Raw genomic sequence first — 16,254 nt, 5'->3', positions numbered from 1 at the left:
CTCACCCAGGTACGCCCGGCCCGCGTCGGTGGACTTGCCGATCGCGAGCGCGAACTCGGCGACACAGAACTCCGCCACCAACGGTGCACCCTCACCCGCGATGGGCAGCTCGCCCTCCCACACCGCGGCGGGACCGATCGAGTCGACCGAGTGCATGGCGGCCCACTGGGCGGCCAGCTGGAATTGCTCGGACTCGGCCTGATCGGCGACCGCTCGACGTTCGCGGGCGGCAGCCAGCACCGCGGTCGCGGTGTCGAGTTCGGTGGTGGCTGCCATACGAACAGCCAAGCACCCGCCACCGACAGTCAGACCCCGAAAACCCGGTTGTACACAGGGTCCTGAGCATTTCGGAAAGTAAAATCTTTCGGCGGTGACCACGACGGTCGCCCCCCGCGGACCCGCAAGCCAAACGACGGCTGGAAATCGCCGCCGTAACCGAAGCGGACGGCGACCACATCACTCTGTAAATCCCTGACAGCGGCCCGCAGCCCGAGGACAGGTGGGCGGGTCGGCTGCGGGGGTTTCGAGACAGGCGCTACGCGCCTTCCTCAACCACCGGGGACGACAGGACTGCGCGCCTTCCTCAACCACCGGGGGTGACAGGACTTCGTCCTTCCTCAACCACCGGGGGCGACAGGACTCCGTCCTTCCTCAACCACCGAGGTGGGGGTGGTGCCGAAAGAGGACGGCGCACGAACGGCGGCGGGGACCTGCCGGCGCCAGGACAGAATTCGACCGGTCATCGGCACAACCTTCTGGCCGGCTCCCGGAGTCAGGTCAGCAGAAGGGAGTGGTGACCGAGGATGAACACCGTGACGAGCACCGCGGGGACAGGCACGTTCGAGGAGTACGCCGCCGACGCGTGGCCGGCGCTCTACCGCTACGCCTATCTCCTGACCGGGAACCACGCCGACGCCGAGGACATCGCGCAGCAGACATGGTTGAAGGCCTACCGGTCCTGGTCGCGGGTCCGGGGCTCGGACTCCCCGACGGCATACCTCCGGCGGATGCTCACCAACACCTACCTCTCCCAGCGCCGCCCGAAGTCGCGCCGGCTCGAGCTGCTCACCGATCAGCCCCCCGAGCCGGCAGCCGCCGTGGTCGCCGGTCCCGAGGAACGGATGGTGCTGTGGCCGCACGTGAGGACGCTGCCGCCACGGCAGCGCGCGGTGATCGTGCTCCGCTACTACGAGGATCTCAGCGAGGAGCAGATCGCGGATGCTCTCGGCTGCTCACGGGGGACCGTGAAGTCCACCGCGCACCACGCCCTGAGAGCCCTCAGGGCCGCGATCGGTCAGGACGGCACAGACATCACCGACGGGAGGGAGGGCTGACATGGCCATCGACATCGAAGAGACCCTGAGCCGCGAGCTGCGTGAGGTGGCCGGCGGCCTGACCGTCCCTGCCCCGCCGGTGCTCCCGCACGAAGAGCCGCGGACCCACCGGCGCTGGCAGCCGCTGCTGGTCGCCGCGGCCGTGGCGCTGATCGTGGCCGGGGCGGTCGCCCTGATGGCGACCATGCGGGACGGTCAGGACGTGGAGCCCGCGCCCGTGGTGCCCACCCCGACCGAGACGGTCGCCGAGATCCCGACCACCGCGCCGGAGGTCCCCTACGTCCTCGACCAGCGGCTGTACGTCGACGGTCAGCGGGTGCCCGGCACCTGGTGGATGGTGGAGTCGGGTGATGCCGGGTGGATCGCCCAGCGCACCGACTACACCTGGTGGTGGGGCCGGGGGCAGGACGCGACCGCCATCCCCGGGCTGCTGGTGGACTCCGTCCCGGCCATCTCCCCGGACGGGCGATACGTCGCCTACCTCAGCTCCGAGGACGGCGGGATGCTGACCGGCTTCGACACCCGGCCCGACGGTGCGGGCCTGGGCGGCGTCGCCGCGGACGTCAGCGGCCCGCAGGACGGCACCGCGTTCCGGGTCCGGGCGGTGACGAACGACGGCCTGGTGATCGCGCAGGGACAGGACGACAGCGTCCTTTGGTTGCCGCTCGTCGGCGACGGCAGCGGCACCGTCGACCTGTCCGACACCGCCCCAGGGCAGCTGGTCGACGCCAGCACCGCGGCCGGCCTCGTGGTGCACGACGGGACGGCCGAGACGCCGTACCTGGCTGAGATCTCCGACGCCGGCGAGCTGACCCGCCTCGACGGTCCGGCTCGAGCCGGGATGGTCGTGAGCCCGGGTGGCGTGTGGCTCGTGTCGACACCCGAGGGCAGCACGGGCGGTGAGGTCACCCAGATCCACACGCTCGAGGTCCAGTCCGTCGACACCGCCGAGGTCGACATGCTGAGCGCCCCGAAGGGATGGGACTTCCGCGTCGAGACCTGGGCGTGGGAGGACGACGACCACCTGGTGGCGGCGGTGGTCCGGCGCCGCGGCGACGGCGGTGCGACGATGGTGCGGTGCAGTGCCCTGCCCGCCCGGTGCGTGCAGATCTCGGCACCCTGACGAGTCACGGGGGACGTGTGGGCAACCCGCTGCTGTACCAGGTGAACACCCGGGTGCTGCTCCACGAGCGGGGCGTGGAGCTCGGCCGCTCGGCGACTCTCGACGACGTCCCCGACGAGTTCGTCGATGACATCGCCGCTCGCGGGTTCGACTGGGTCTGGATGCTCGGCGTCTGGCAGACCGGAGCGGCCGGTCGCGCCGTCTCCGCGACCGACCCCGCGTGGCTGGCGGAGTACCGGGCCGTGTTGCCGGACTTCGTGCCCGAAGACGTCACGGGCTCGCCGTTCGCCATCGTGGCGTACGACGTCCACCGCGACTTCGGCGGGGACGACGCCCTGGCCCGCCTGCGAGCACGCCTGGTCGAGCGCGGGCTGAGGCTGATGCTGGACTTCGTGCCCAACCACACCGCGCTCGACCACCCCTGGCTGGTCGACGAGCCCCAGTGGTACGTCGGCGGCAGTGAGGCCGCCCTCGAGGCCCAGCCGCAGAACTACGTCCGCGTCGGCGACCGCGTCGTGGCGCACGGTCGAGACCTCTACTTCGACGGGTGGCCGGACACCGCGCAGCTCGACTACCGGAGCCCCGGGCTCCGCGCCGCGATGTCCGCCGAGCTGGCGCGGGTGGCCGACCGGTGCGACGGGGTCCGCTGCGACATGGCGATGCTCCTGGAGCCGGAAGTGTTCACCGCGACCTGGGGCTCGCCGCTCGACGCCGCGTTCTGGCCCGACGCGATCGCCGCCGTCCGTGCCGGGCATCCCGGCGTCGTGCTGATGGCCGAGGTCTACTGGGGCCTCGAGTGGCAGCTGCAGCAGCACGGCTTCGACTACACCTACGACAAGGGGCTCTACGACCTGCTCCTCGGCGGCGACCCGTCCGCGGTGCGTGGCCATCTCGCTGCGTCCGCCGACTTCGAGGCCCGTTCAGCCCGCTTCCTGGAGAACCACGACGAGCCGCGCGCTGCCGCGACCTTCACCCAGCCCGCCCACGAGGCGGCCGCGGTCGTCACCTACCTCGGCGCCGGGCTCCGGCTCTTCCACGATGGCCAGCTGGAGGGGCGCCGGGTCAAGGCGCCCCTGCACCTGCGCCGTCGTCCCGATGAGCCGGCCGACCCGGCGCTGGTCTCGTTCTACGACCGGCTCCTCGGCGTGCTCGCAGACCCGGTCCTGCGCGACGGTCACTGGCGGCTGCTGCCCGCCGAGCCGGCCTGGGACGGCAACCCGACGCACCACGCGTGTGTCGTGGCGGGTTGGTCCCGCGCGGTCGGCGAGCCGCTGTGCTGGCTGGTCGTCGTCAACCTGACGGGCGAGCGGGCCGGGTGCCGGGTCGTCCTCGACACGGTCCTGTCGGCGGACGGGTCCGTGCGGTTGACCGACCGCATGCACGACGGCATCGAGCACGACCGCGACGTGGCGGACCCCGGGCTGTTCCTCGACCTGGGTCCCCGCGACTACCACGTCTTCCAGATCGACGGACCCTAGTCGACCCAGACCTCCTAGGAGATACCTCATCGACCGGAGGTGTTGCTCGCCCATACGGCGCGGGAGCCCGCGTACAGGACCAGGTTGCCGTCGTTCTGGACGGCGAGGTGGTCGCCTCCCTTGTTGCACGGGTCCGGGCTCGGGCGCCACAGCCAGTTGCCCGAGGAGTCGATCAGCGCCATGCAGCCGTTGTCGTGGAGCTTCAGGTGGTGGACGGGCCGGCCGTTGGTGCCGGACGCCCAGATCGCCCGCGAGCCGTGGTAGAGCACGAGGTTGGCGTCGGACTGCATCACCAGGGTGTAGGCGCCGTTCGAGGATCGGAGCCACTGGCCGACATCCAGGTTCTGGTTGCGGTAGAGCGTGTCACCGCACACGGCCCAGTCGCCCTGGGGAAGTCGGTTGATGTACTCGCGCCACCGGACGGTCGCCGGTGCCCCGTACCTCCCGTTCAGGCAGTTCTGCGTCGATGCCGTGGGCACCCAGTGCCGGACGCCGCGGTCGTCGACGAAGTAGATGTCCCCGTCGGGGTGGCGGATGTAGCGGTTCTTGAACGTGTTGATGTCGAAGCAGTAGTCCCACCCGGCGTCGGCGAAGGCGTTGACGTACTCGCGCCAGCGCGTCTCGACCACCTGGACCCCGGCGTTGGTGCGGCAGTTGTAGGTGAACTCGTCGGGCACCCAGGTCCTCGTGTCGTCACCGTGGATGTAGCTGACGTCGCCGTCCGTGTGCCGGAGCAGCTTGCCGCGGAGGTTGGCCTTGTTGAGGCAGTAGTGCCAGCCGACCTCGGTGATCGAGTCGACGATGCCGTCGGTCGAGTTGACGACCGGCACCCCGCGACCGACCTCGCAGTCCCAGGTCGGGGTGTCCGGCACCCACTCCTTGTTGCCTTCGTTGTTGACGAAGTACGCCGACCCGTTGGGACGCCGGACGAGGCAGTGTCCGCTCGGGTACGACGCATTGCCCACCTGGACGAGATCGTCGACGTAGTAGCGCGGGACGTTGTGCACCACGGCGCGCTGCTCGGCGCGCCAGCACGCGTACGACGCCGCGTCCGGGATCCAGCCGCGCGACCAGTCGCCGTTGATCAGGTAGGCGTCGCCGTCGCTGTGCCGGATGATGTCGCCCGGGTTGGCGCGCACGCACTGGGCCTCCTCGTAGCGCTCCTGCGTGAGCCACGCGACGGGCACCCGGTAGGGCCAGGCGCCGCCGGTCTGGGCCGCCACGCACTCGAACGTGCCGCCGTCGGGGATCCAGTGCTTCCCACCACGCTTGTCGATGTAGAAGCTGCTGCCGTCGCTGGCCCGCACCGCCTTGCCCTTGACCGCTGCGGCGTCGTAACAGTTGAGCGAGACGTTCGGGCCCTGGGTCAGGTCCATGAGGTAGTACCGCGGGACGTTGTCGACCAGAGCGTGGTCGTTGGCCTCGAGGCACTGGTAGGTACGGCCGTCCGGGATCCAGGAGCGGGTCCAGTCCGGCTGGATCAGGTACGCGTCGCTGTCCTTCGTCCGGATGATGGAGCCCGGCGAGGCGCGGACGCACGCGGCGTACTCCTTGGGATCGCCGAAGTTGCCGAGGAGCCGGCGCGGGATCACGTAGGGGTGGAGCGACCGGCCCTGCTGCGTGATGCAGTCGTAGGTGCCGCCGTCGGGGATCCAGTGCGCGGTTCCTCGGAGGTCGATGTACCAGCTCGAGCCGTCATCGGCCTTGACGACATGACCCTTCGCGGCATCCCTGCTGGCGCAGTCGAGGGTGGCGTCGGGACCGGAGGTGTGGTCCATGACGTAGTAGCGGGGTACGGCGTTGACGACCGCGTGCCCGTTGAGTCGGAGGCAGTCGTAGCTGTTGCCGTCGGGGATCCACCGACGGACCCAGCCGGCGTCGAGCAGGTAGGCATCACCGTCCCGGGTGCGGATGATGTCGCCGATGGCCGCGCGGACGCACGCTGCGTTCTCGGTCAGCGGGAGGGTGGACACGTCCGTCGGCGAGACCTCGACCGGCACGGCCCCTTGGGCCACCAGGCACTCGTAGGTCCCACCGTCCGGAATGGAGTGGCGTCCTCCACGGAGGTCGACGTACCAGGCCTTCCCGTCGGCCTGGCGCGCGATGTTGCCGAGCAGTCGGGCCACGATGTCGGGTGTGCCCAGCACGGGGAGCGAGACGGCGGAGGTCGTCGTCTGCTTGGCGACGTCGGTGAACGACACCTGCAGCACTCGCGTCCCGGCGTTCCCCGTCGGGACCCCGAAGAGCCGGCCCGTGTCGGGATCGAGAGTGAGGCCAGGCGGCAGGCTGGCGTCAGAGACGGCCCAGCGGCCCGAGCGGTTGTCCTTCGTCTGGAGCCGCTGGTCGTAGCTCACCCCGAGCGTGGCCGCTGGGAGGCTCGGCTTGATCGACGGCTTGGTGAAGCAGAGCCTCTCGAGGATGGCGCGGCCGAAGTCATGCGAGAGCTTGACGAGCTTCCACTCGGTCCGCCAGAGGTCGAGGCGGACCGTGAGAGACACGGGAATGGTCGCGAAGATCTCGGCGCAACCGCGCTCCGGCTCGACGGCGAACTTGATGCCGACAGCGAGTGCCACGCCGAGCCCCACCCGCTTGCCGGTCGAGCCCACTCCGCCGAAGAGCTCGAGCTCGAGCCCCGCGGTGACCGACGCCTCGAGGCCGGCGTCGACGTCGACAACCGACGACGTCGGGTCGAAGGACATGTCGAAGGTGGGGCTCTCGTCCGCACGCTTCTCGATCGTTCCGACGAGGTGGCGGGTCTGCTTCACCTCGAAGCTGCCCTTGGCTCCCGCGTCGAACTCGAACACCGGGCGCACTGCGAGCCGGATCGGGACCGGCCCCACCTGTCCGATCTTCTGGTCGAAGAGGGTGAGCGACTTCCTGGCATCAGGGGCGAGCTCGCAGTGGACACCGAGCTTGAGCTCGAGATGGATGCCCCAGCTGATGTCCCCGGTGACCTGGTAGTAGATGTAGCCGGTGGGGTCGTCGAAGTCGGCGTTGGCGCTGAAGTTGTCGAAGGTGACGTCGATCAGGACTCCGTCCGGATGGACGAAGACCTCCCATGGCTTGAGCTTCTTGCGGTGGTCCTTCTGGCTCGTGCACTCGAAGATGTTGGCCCTGACCCGGGCGTGGGCCCGGATGGGAGCGATCCGCACGTCGGGGCGCTGGGCGGCGTGGGAGCGGTCCGGCGACATCACTGGTCGGGCCGGCCCGAGCACGGACGACCCGGACGCGGACGACTCCGTGGCTCTCGGGGCCGCCGCTGCCGGCGTCACCGGCGCCGTCAGACCCGCCGCCAGGACTACGGCGGCCGCGGCCGCGCCGACCAGCGCACGTGCCCCGCTGCGCGCACCCGCCATGGCGTCCTCCCGGCGCGGACACTAATCGCCGCCGGAGTTCGCGCGGGACGGATCGCGAGCAACCGTCGCAGCGGTGTAGACCACCGGGTCGGACAGGGCAGATCATGATTCCGTCCGCGACGGCCACCGGGTGAGTAGCCTCACGGCGTGAACAGACTCAGCCGACTGTCGAACCGCGTCGTCCATGCCGTCTGGCGGTGGGCGCAACGCAACGGCGAGATCGTGCCGGGCACCCGGGCCGGCGACACCCTCGGGGCGCTCGGCGAGGCCAGCAGCATCGGGTTCCCGGCCGCCACGCTGATGAACACCGGCTCGATCCACATCGGGTCGCACACGTTGATCGGCCGGCAGGTGACGCTCTCGGTCGGCTACAGCCCGGGGGCGCCGAACCTGCCCGAGCGGGGCCTGGTCATCGGGGACCGCTGCGTGATCGGCGCCCGGACGAGCCTGACGGCACACTCCTCGATCGAGATCGGCGACGACGTCTGGTTCGGCCAGGACATCTTCGTGTCCGACGCCAGCCACGGCTACCAGGACGTCGACGTGCCGATCGGCCGTCAGCTCGGTGAGCACCAGCCGGTGACGATCGGGGCCGGCACCTGGATCGGCCACGGGTCGATCATCCTGCCCGGCACCTGCATCGGCCGGAACGTCGTCGTGGCCGCCGGGTCCGTCGTGCGCGGCGTGGTCGACGACTACGCCGTGGTGGGTGGTGCGCCTGCGCGCACCCTGCGTGCCTTCGAGCCGGGCATCGGCTGGGTGACCCCCCAGGGCGACATCCGACCGACGGGCGTCGCGCTGCGCTAGGACCCTGGTGAACCAGGGGGCACCGTCGTCCGTGTCAGGTGTAGGAGGGGTGATGGCCGACAGTCCCGTCGCGTTGATGCAGCAGCTGCACGACGAGCATGCCGCCGCGCTCTGGGGCTACTGCCTGCGCCTGACCGGCCAGGACCGGGCCCGGGCCGAGGACGTCGTGCAAGAGACGCTGCTGCGCGCCTGGCGGAAGTTCCCGGCGCTCGACGGCTCGCAGGGCTCCGTACGGGCCTGGCTCTTCAAGGTCGCCCGCAACATCGTCATCGACGAGTGGCGTACGAAGCGGTCCCAGAGCGAGCTCACCGTCGCCGACGTCCCCGAGGTCGGCGACGAGGTGGACCGCACCGACCAGCTGCTGCTGTCATGGGTCGTCGCGGACGCGCTCACCCGGCTGTCGACGGAGCACCGGGCGGTGCTCATGGAGTGCTACTACGGTGGGCGGTCGGTCGCGGAGGCGGCCCGTCGGCTCGGCGTGCCCGAGGGCACGGTGAAGTCACGAACGCACTACGCATTGCGCGCGCTCCGGCTCGCGCTCCAGGAGATGGGGGTGGTGGCATGAGCTGCGAGCTCGCCCACCTCGACGGGGCGTACGTCCTCGGCGCGCTGTCGCCCGAGGAGCGCCTGGAGTTCGAGCGGCACCTGCCCGGCTGCCCGACCTGCTCGCTCGCCGTCAGCCAGCTCGCCGGGCTGCCCGGGCTGCTCGCCCAGGTGTCGCCCGAGGTGCTCGAGCACGAGCCGGAGCAGGTCCCCGAGACGCTGCTGCCTGCACTGGTCCGGGAGGTCCGACGCGGGCAGGTGCGCCGGCGCTGGACGATCGGCCTCGTCGCGGCCGTCACGGTCGTCGCGGTCGGGGTCGGCACCGCCAGTGTCATCTCGGTGACCGGCGGCGACACGCCGTCGCAGACGCAGCCCACGATCGCGGCAGCGCGCGAGATGACGCAGGTCGGCCAGACCGGCGTGCTGGGCCAGCTCTCCCTGACCCCGGTCGGGTGGGGCACCCGGCTCGACCTGACGTGCAGCTACGACGAGCTGGGCGGCTACCACCACGAGACTCCGCAGTCCTACGCGCTCGTCGTGCGCACCCGGGACGGCGGCAGTGAGCAGGTCGGCACCTGGAAGGGACTGCCCGGCAAGACGATGCACCTCACGAGCGCGACCGCACTCACGGCTGACCAGATCCAGTCGGTCGAGGTGCAGACCGAGACCGGTCAGCCGGTCCTCGAGCTCACCGGCTGAAGGCCGCCAGGAACCGGTCCCGCACCACGTTCATCGGCCAGACCGGTGCGTCCGGCGAGGGGTGCAGCCCGGGCTGCCAGCCCCAGTCGGCGATCCGCCGTACGACGCCGCGGTCGCGGGCGATCAGCGACACCGGGACGTCGTGCCCGGGGTCCGGTCCGCTGACGTAGGAGTGCGGTTGGTGGTCACCGAGCACCAGCAGCACCAGGTCCGGGTCGGGCTGCGTCTCGAGCCAGGAGACGAGGGTGCCCATCGTGTACTCGACCGACTGGCCGTAGAGCGTCTGCACGTCCGACGAGTCCGGCTGGGTGGGCACGTCCGCGAAGACCGAGCCGTCGCCCACCTGGTCCCAGGGCACCAGCTCGGGCGACGGCGCCCACGGGTGGTGGCTGGAGACCAGGTCGATCTCGCCCATCACCGGGGGCCGGTCGGCGGGGTCGAGCTCGAGGTGCTGGAAGGTCTTGAGCGTGTACTGGTCCGGCATCGGCGCGTAGCCGAACTCGGGTCCCCGGTAGCCCACGTTACGGGAGTCGTAGAGGTGGTCGAAGCCGTAGAAGTCCGCGCCCTCGGGCCAGTCCCGGGTGTCGGCGGGCACGTCGAAGACCGTGCGCCAGCCCGCGGCCCCGAAGGCCGACGTCAGCGTCAGGCGGTCCTGGCCGAGCAGCTGCTCGTAGCGCTGTTCGCTGTCGACCCACAGCCCCGACTGGACGCTGGCGTGGGCGAGCCAGCTGCCCGCGCCGAAGGTGGGTGAGGTGAGGAAGGCGCTGCGGCTGGCATAGCCGGCGGCGCGGAGCCGGTGGCTGCCGTCGTCGAGGACGGCGGCGATGCCGGGGGAGTACGACGTCCCCTGCACGGCGACCCGCCCGTAGCTCTCGACGAACACGACGAGCACGTCCTTGCCACGCAACCCACGGAGCAGCCGGTCGGCGGGCACGCCGGCGTAGCGGTCGGCGGCGATCTCCCGGCCGAACGTGCGCCGGTCGGCGAGGTCGGCGCGCACCTGCACGACCTCGTCGTAGGCGAGCACGGCGGCGCTGGTGGAGCCGAGCTGCGTGATCGGGGCCAGGAGCAGCGCGAGCGCGACCGAGACCGCCGCCCGGGGGTGGGTGGCGACGGTGCCGGAGACGCGGACCGCCGCCAGCGGCAGCAGCACCAGGACGGCGACCACGAGGACGAGCGCGGCGACCGCCGTCGCCCGGGCCGCGGCCACCCCGATGGAGTCGCCGAGGACGCCCACCCCGTCGGCGAGGTAGACCCAGTCCGCGACCGGGTCGAACGGCCGGTCGAGCACCCGCTCGAACCCGACGTCGAGGACCGTCAGCACGACGACGACCGCGAGCGCCACCCCGATCACGGCCGCGGCGAGCCGGCGCGCCGGCCGCCAGGGGAGCAGTGCCACGACCACGAGCAGCACCGCCTCGACCGGCACGCGGAGCAGATCGCCCGGGGTCTGCGGCAGCACGAGGGCCAGCCAGACCGCGGCGATCGCGACGAGGGTGGCACCCCCGCCGGTGGGGTACGGCGCCGTCGCGCGCCGGGTGTGCCAGAGCCACCAGACGTCGCGGCCGAACGACTCGGCGAGCAGCCCGAGCGCGACCAGCAGCATCGCCTGCGCCACCGCGTCCGGGACCAGCCCGGACGCTGCGACGGCGAGCACGATGCCCTGGACGGCAGCGACCACCTTGCGCCAGTAGCGGGGCGGCACCGGCCGGCGCAGCCAGGGCAGCACCCGCTCGGCCAGCCAGAGCAGGTAGCGTGCGGCGCCGATGAGCAGCACCCACCAGCCGAGGTCGGCCGCGACGTACACGCTGAGGACCGCGATGAGGAACGCGTCGGTCTCCATGTCGAAGCGGGCGCCGAACGCGCTCTCGGTGTGGGTCCTGCGGGCGACCTGGCCGTCGACCCAGTCCAGGCACAGGGCGACGACGACGAGCGCCAGACCGGGGCCGGTCGGGCCGATGGCCGCGACGACCACCGCGAGCACCGCCCTGACGAGCGTGATCGCGTCGGCCGGTCGGTGAACCCGATGCACCGCGCCTCCGTGTGTGTGGGTGTGACCAGCCATACGGTGCCGACGCCGACGGGGTTCACCCCGCGTGCGTTCTGGGTGCGCGAGCCCGGGCGGGGAGAGATCCGCCCGGCCCCGCTGCGCGAGCCCGGGCCCGGAGACGTACTGGTGCGCGCCCTGCACTCCGGGGTCAGCCGCGGCACCGAGACGCTGGTCTTCCGCGGCGGCGTCCCCGACGACCAGCACGCGACGATGCGCGCGCCGTACCAGGCGGGCGACTTCCCGGGTCCGGTGAAGTACGGCTACCTCAGCGTCGGCCGGGTCGAGCACGGCCCGCCCGCGCTGCTGGGCCGCGACGTCTTCTGCCTGCACCCGCACCAGACGTCGTACGTCGTGCCGGAGGCGGCCGTGACGCCGCTGCCCGAGGGCGTCCCGCCGCGGCGGGCGGTGCTCACCGGCACCGTCGAGACCGCGCTCAACGCGCTGTGGGACCTGGGGCCCCTGATCGGCGACCGGGTGGCGGTCGTGGGGGCGGGGATGGTCGGCTGCTGCGTCGCCCGGCTGCTCTCCCGGATCCCGGAGGTCGAGGTGACGCTGGTCGACGTGGACCTGTCGCGGGCGTCCGTCGCCGGTGCGCTGGGTGTCGCGTTCGCCGCACCCGACGACGCGCCCCGGGGCCGCGACGCGGTGGTCCACACGAGCGCGACATCATCCGGCCTCCAGCTGTCGCTCGACCTGCTCGCTGCGGAGGGGACCGTCCTCGACCTGAGCTGGTACGGCAGCGAGCGGGTCCACCTGTCGCTGGGCGGGTCGTTCCACTCGGGCCGGCTCGGCCTGCGCGCCAGCCAGGTCGGCAGCGTGGCCGCGTCGCGTCGTGGCTCGCGGACCCACGCCGACCGGCTCGCCCTCGCGCTCGAGCTGCTGCGCGACCCGGCGTTCGAGGTGCTGCTGACGGGCGAGTCGCGCTTCGACGAGCTGCCCGAGGTGATGACCCGGCTGAGCTCCGGGCTACTGCCCGCCATCTGCCACACGATCCGCTACGAGGAGTGACGACCGTGTACCGCGTGACCGTCCGCGACCACATGATGATCGCCCACAGCCTCACCGGTGAGGTGTTCGGACCCGCCCAGCGCCTGCACGGGGCGACGTACGTCGTGGACGCGAGCTTCCTGGGCCCCGACCTCGGGCCCGACGGGATCCTCGTCGACATCGGCCGGGCCGCCGAGGTGCTGCGGGAGATCCTCGGCGAGCTCACCTACCGCAACCTCGACGACGAGGCGGCGTTCGCGGGCACGAACACCTCGACCGAAATGCTCGCCAGGACGGTCGCCGACCGCCTGGCCGAGCGCGCCACCGGGCTCGGGCCGGTGGCGCGGATCGCGGTCACCCTGCACGAGTCCCACATCGCCTCCGCCGGCTACGAGAGGGACCTGTGACCGTGGTGCACGCCGTCCTCCCGGCCGGCATCGACGACCCCGCTCGGCCGAGCGGGGGCAACGTCTACGACCGCCGGGTCCTCGCCGGGCTCGCGGGGCTGGGTTGGTGCGTGCACGAGCACGTCGCGCTGCCGGAGCTCCCGGACGGCACGCTGCTGCTGGTCGACGGCCTGGTCGCCGGCGCCGACCTGGTGGAGGTCGCGGCGCGGCTGCGCGTCGTGGTGCTGGTGCACATGCCGCTCGGTCCCGACGCACCCGAGGAGCGGCCGGTGCTCGAGGCGGCGGCCGGGATCGTCACCACGAGCCGCTGGACCCGGCGCCGGCTGCTGGAGTGGTACTCGCTCGACCCGACGCGGGTGCACGTCGCCGAGCCCGGCGTGGACCCCGCCGACCTCGCCACCGGTACGTCGTCGGGTTCGTCGTTGCTGACTGTCGGGGCAGTGACGGCGCTCAAGGGGTACGACGTGCTGGTCGCGGCACTGGGCCTGGTCGAGGACCTCTCGTGGTCGTGTCGAGGGGTGGGGTCGCTGACGGTGGATCCCAGCTTCGTGGCGGGCCTGGGGCAGGGGGTCGGGCTCACGGGCCCGCTGACCCGTGCCGAGCTGGACGCGGCGTACGCGGGCGCCGACCTGCTGGTGCTCGCCTCGCGGGCCGAGACCTACGCGATGGTCGTCACCGAGGCGCTCGCGCGCGGGCTGCCGGTGATCACCACCGACGTCGGCGGGGTGCGGGAGGCGCTGGGTCACACGCTGGGTCACACGCTGGGTCACGAGGCCGGGGTGCTGGTGCCGAGCGGCGACGCGGTGGCGCTCGCCGGCGCGCTGCGGCGCTGGTTGACCGACCCGGGTCATCGGGCGAGGCTCCGGGCCGCGGCCCGCGCCCGGCGGGACGGCCTCGGCGACTGGCGCCGTACGACGGCGCTCGTTGCCGGTGCGCTGACGGAGGTCGCGTCATGAGCCGCTGGTGGCGGGTGGCCGGCGGGGCCGTGGTGCTCGCCGTCGTCGTCTGGCGCGTGGGTGCCGGACCGTTCGCCGACGCCGTGCGCTCGACCCACCCGGTGGCCCTGGTCGCGGCGCTCGCGATCACGGCGCTGACCACGGTGTGCTGCGCGTGGCGGTGGCGGGTGGTCGCCGGCGGCCTGGGGGTCGACGTGCCGCTGCGGTCGGCGGTGGGGGCCTACTACCGGTCGCAGTTCCTCAACGCGACGCTGCCCGGGGGCGTCCTCGGCGACGTCCAGCGCGCTGTCCGGCACGGCGCCAGGCCGGTCGTGGCCGAGCGCACGGTCGGCCAGGTGGTGCAGGTGGTGGCAACGGTCGCCGTGCTCCTGGTCGGGCCGCTTCCCTGGCTGGCGCTGGCGCCCGGGCTGCTCGTGGTGGCCGCGCTGGTCCGCTGGCCGGTGGTCGTGCTGACCTCGCTGCTCGCCGCGCTCGGCCATGTCCTCGTGTTCCTGGTCGCCGCCCGCGCCGCCGGCACGGATGCCTCTCTCACCGAGCTGTTGCCGCTGGCGCTGGTGGTGCTGCTCGCGGCCGCGATCCCTCTCAACGTGGCGGGATGGGGACCGCGCGAAGGCGTCGCCGCCTGGGCGTTCGCAGCCGCGGGGCTGGGCGCGGGTCAGGGCGCGACGGTGGCGGTCGTCTACGGCCTGCTGGCCCTGGTCGCGACGCTGCCGGGCGGCGTCCTGATGGCGAAGGGAGTCGTTCGTGGCTGAGCGTCCCTACACCGTCCTGAGCTGTGGCATGTCGATCGACGGCTACCTCGGCGGCGCGTCCGACGAGCGGCTGATCCTCTCCAACGAGGCCGACTTCGACCGGGTGGACGCGGTCCGGGCCGACAGCGACGCGATCCTGGTCGGCGCCGCCACGGTGCGCAACGACAACCCGCGGCTGCTGGTGCGCAGCGCGGAGCGTCGCTCGGCCCGGGTGGCACGCGGGCTCTCGCCGAGCCCGGCCAAGGTCACCGTCACCTGTCGGGGGCAGCTCGACCCCCAGTCACGCTTCTTCGCGACGGGCGACGCGGAGAAGCTCGTCTACTGCTCCTCTGCGTCGGAGTCCGACGCCAGGTCGCTGCTCGGCCGGGTCGCCTCGGTCGTGGGCGGTGGTCCCCGGGTCTCGATGCGGTGGCTGAGCGAGGACCTGCACGACCGCGGCGTACGACGGCTGATGGTCGAGGGTGGCGGAACGATCCACACGCAGTTCCTCACCGACGGGCTCGCCGACGAGCTCCATCTCGTCGTCGCACCGTTCTTCGTCGGAGACTCACGGGCGCGGCGCTTCGTCGACGACGGGCGCTTCCCCTGGCACCCCGACCGACCCGCACGGCTGGCCGACGTACAACGCATCGGCGAGGTCGTGCTGCTCCGCTATGCCCTCTCGCCCCGTTGCAGCGAGGTCCCGTGACTGCCGGGGTCCGCACCTCGCTGACCGTCCCGCTGCGGCTCGCGGACGGCTGGTCGGGCGAGGCCCGCGCCTCCACGTTCGACGGGCTCGCGGACCGCGGCGAGCACCTCGCGTTCCGCCTCGGCTCGCCGTCCGGCATCCCGCTGGTCCGGGTGCACAGCGAGTGCCTGACCGGCGACGTGTTCGGCAGCGAGCGCTGCGACTGCGGGCCCCAGCTGCACGAGTCGATCCGCCGGATCGCCGCCGCCGGCGGCTACCTGCTCTACCTGCGCCAGGAGGGTCGCGGCATCGGGCTCTACGCCAAGCTCGACGCCTACGCGCTCCAAGACACCGGCCTCGACACCTACGAGGCGAACCTCGCCCTCGGCTACGGCGAGGACGAGCGCGACTACACCGTCGCCGCCCAGATGCTCCGCGCCCTCGGCGTCGACCGGGTCGCGCTGCTCACCAACAACCCCGACAAGGCCGACCAGCTCGCTCGCCACGGCGTCGACGTCGTCGAGCGGGTCCCCACCGGCGTCCACCTGACGTCCGGCAACGCGCGCTACCTGGCCGCCAAGGCCCGGCACGCGCACGTCCTGACTCTGCCCATCGCTGCCCCCGGTGGTTGAGGAAGGACGAAGTCCTGTCGTCCCCGGTGGTTGAGGAAGGACGAAGTCCTGTCGCCCCCGGTGGTTGAGGAAGGCGCGCAGCGCCTGTCTCGAAACCCCCGCAGCCGACCCGCCTCCTGGCTCGGCTTGCGGGCCGCTTGGCGTAAGGAATCTAGAGAATGGTGTGGTCACCGTCCGCTGTGGTTGAGCTGGCGATTTCCAGCCGTCGTTTGGCTTGCGGGTCCGCTCGGGTCGACCGTCGTGGTCACCGCCGAAAGATTTTACTTTCGAGATGCTCAGGACCCTGTGGAGAACAGGGTTTTCGGGGTCTGAGTGTCGGTGGCGGGTGCTTGGGTTGAACCATGGCAGTCACCACCGAACTCGACACCGCTGGTGCGGTGCTGGCTGCCGCGCGCGAAGACAAGTCCACCGCCGACGCGGCCGAGGTGCGAATGTTCGAGCGGGCCGTGGACTGGGCGGCGAT

The 16,254-nt window shown here is 72.0% G+C and carries 14 protein-coding genes and 1 pseudogene; 12 read left to right on the top strand and 3 right to left on the bottom strand.

Annotated features, from left to right (window positions below; translation table 11 throughout):
- Window positions 1-276: pseudogene (locus PD653B2_RS23455) on the bottom strand (HNH endonuclease); the annotation flags it as partial.
- A gap of 536 nt (window positions 277-812) precedes the next feature.
- On the opposite strand from PD653B2_RS23455, the gene PD653B2_RS23450 reads away from it, so the two are divergent.
- Genes PD653B2_RS23450 through PD653B2_RS23445 form a run of 3 tightly spaced genes read left to right on the top strand, consistent with a single transcriptional unit; the run spans window position 813 to window position 3,935 of the window.
- Complete coding sequence (locus PD653B2_RS23450; protein ID WP_242665422.1) at window positions 813-1,334, top strand: SigE family RNA polymerase sigma factor; 522 nt, start codon at window positions 813-815, stop codon at window positions 1,332-1,334.
- Window position 1,335: 1 nt separating this feature from the next.
- The gene (locus PD653B2_RS25455) at window positions 1,336-2,457 is read left to right on the top strand and encodes a hypothetical protein (protein WP_207559507.1); all 1,122 of its coding nucleotides are present in this window, start codon (window positions 1,336-1,338) and stop codon (window positions 2,455-2,457) included.
- 17 nt (window positions 2,458-2,474) lie between these two features.
- Window positions 2,475-3,935, top strand: coding sequence for an alpha-amylase family glycosyl hydrolase (locus tag PD653B2_RS23445; protein WP_207559508.1), 1,461 nt, complete (start codon window positions 2,475-2,477; stop codon window positions 3,933-3,935).
- 26 nt (window positions 3,936-3,961) lie between these two features.
- Here PD653B2_RS23445 and PD653B2_RS23440 read toward each other — a convergent pair whose 3' ends face one another.
- Window positions 3,962-7,291 carry a putative Ig domain-containing protein gene (locus PD653B2_RS23440; protein WP_085874842.1) on the bottom strand — a complete coding sequence of 1,110 codons (3,330 nt, stop codon included), beginning with the start codon at window positions 7,289-7,291 and terminating at the stop codon, window positions 3,962-3,964.
- Window positions 7,292-7,438: 147 nt separating this feature from the next.
- Between PD653B2_RS23440 and PD653B2_RS23435 the strand changes: the two genes are divergently transcribed.
- Genes PD653B2_RS23435 through PD653B2_RS23425 form a run of 3 tightly spaced genes read left to right on the top strand, consistent with a single transcriptional unit; the run spans window position 7,439 to window position 9,340 of the window.
- Entirely contained in the window at window positions 7,439-8,098 is a 660-nt protein-coding gene (locus tag PD653B2_RS23435; protein WP_085874841.1) for an acyltransferase, read from the top strand.
- A 52-nt stretch (window positions 8,099-8,150) separates the two neighbouring features.
- Window positions 8,151-8,663 (top strand): sigma-70 family RNA polymerase sigma factor, encoded by a 513-nt coding sequence (locus PD653B2_RS23430; RefSeq protein ID WP_085874840.1) that lies wholly within the window; start codon window positions 8,151-8,153, stop codon window positions 8,661-8,663.
- Window positions 8,660-9,340, top strand: coding sequence for an anti-sigma factor family protein (locus PD653B2_RS23425; RefSeq protein WP_085874839.1), 681 nt, complete (start codon window positions 8,660-8,662; stop codon window positions 9,338-9,340). Before PD653B2_RS23430 ends, PD653B2_RS23425 begins: the two co-directional genes overlap by 4 nt.
- Here the strand turns inward: PD653B2_RS23425 and PD653B2_RS23420 are convergent.
- A complete protein-coding gene (locus tag PD653B2_RS23420) occupies window positions 9,330-11,372 on the bottom strand; it encodes a CDP-alcohol phosphatidyltransferase family protein (protein ID WP_242665421.1) in 2,043 nt (680 codons plus the stop codon). The genes PD653B2_RS23425 and PD653B2_RS23420 overlap by 11 nt on opposite strands.
- 36 nt (window positions 11,373-11,408) lie before the next feature.
- Between PD653B2_RS23420 and PD653B2_RS23415 the strand changes: the two genes are divergently transcribed.
- From PD653B2_RS23415 to PD653B2_RS23390, 6 genes are read left to right on the top strand one after another with little or no spacing between them, the layout of a single operon-like run.
- Window positions 11,409-12,398: a zinc-dependent alcohol dehydrogenase gene (locus PD653B2_RS23415; RefSeq protein WP_085874837.1), complete on the top strand. Its 990-nt coding sequence runs from the start codon at window positions 11,409-11,411 to the stop codon at window positions 12,396-12,398.
- A 5-nt stretch (window positions 12,399-12,403) separates the two neighbouring features.
- Window positions 12,404-12,784, top strand: a complete 381-nt coding sequence (locus tag PD653B2_RS23410; protein WP_085874845.1) for a 6-pyruvoyl trahydropterin synthase family protein — start codon at window positions 12,404-12,406, stop codon at window positions 12,782-12,784.
- Window positions 12,781-13,740: a glycosyltransferase family 4 protein gene (locus PD653B2_RS23405; RefSeq protein ID WP_085874836.1), complete on the top strand. Its 960-nt coding sequence runs from the start codon at window positions 12,781-12,783 to the stop codon at window positions 13,738-13,740. Before PD653B2_RS23410 ends, PD653B2_RS23405 begins: the two co-directional genes overlap by 4 nt.
- Window positions 13,737-14,492 (top strand): lysylphosphatidylglycerol synthase domain-containing protein, encoded by a 756-nt coding sequence (locus PD653B2_RS23400; protein WP_085874835.1) that lies wholly within the window; start codon window positions 13,737-13,739, stop codon window positions 14,490-14,492. Before PD653B2_RS23405 ends, PD653B2_RS23400 begins: the two co-directional genes overlap by 4 nt.
- The gene (locus PD653B2_RS23395; protein ID WP_085874834.1) at window positions 14,485-15,180 is read left to right on the top strand and encodes a RibD family protein; all 696 of its coding nucleotides are present in this window, start codon (window positions 14,485-14,487) and stop codon (window positions 15,178-15,180) included. Before PD653B2_RS23400 ends, PD653B2_RS23395 begins: the two co-directional genes overlap by 8 nt.
- Window positions 15,177-15,791: a GTP cyclohydrolase II gene (locus tag PD653B2_RS23390; RefSeq protein WP_085874833.1), complete on the top strand. Its 615-nt coding sequence runs from the start codon at window positions 15,177-15,179 to the stop codon at window positions 15,789-15,791. The genes PD653B2_RS23395 and PD653B2_RS23390 overlap by 4 nt, the downstream gene beginning before the upstream one ends.
- Window positions 15,792-16,254 lie beyond the last annotated feature (463 nt).

The organism is Nocardioides sp. PD653-B2 (genome assembly GCF_002117935.1).
Classification (GTDB): Bacteria; Actinomycetota; Actinomycetes; order Propionibacteriales; family Nocardioidaceae; genus Nocardioides.
Note: the sequence above shows the minus strand (reverse complement) of the source record. Positions and strands in the feature narration are given on the sequence as shown.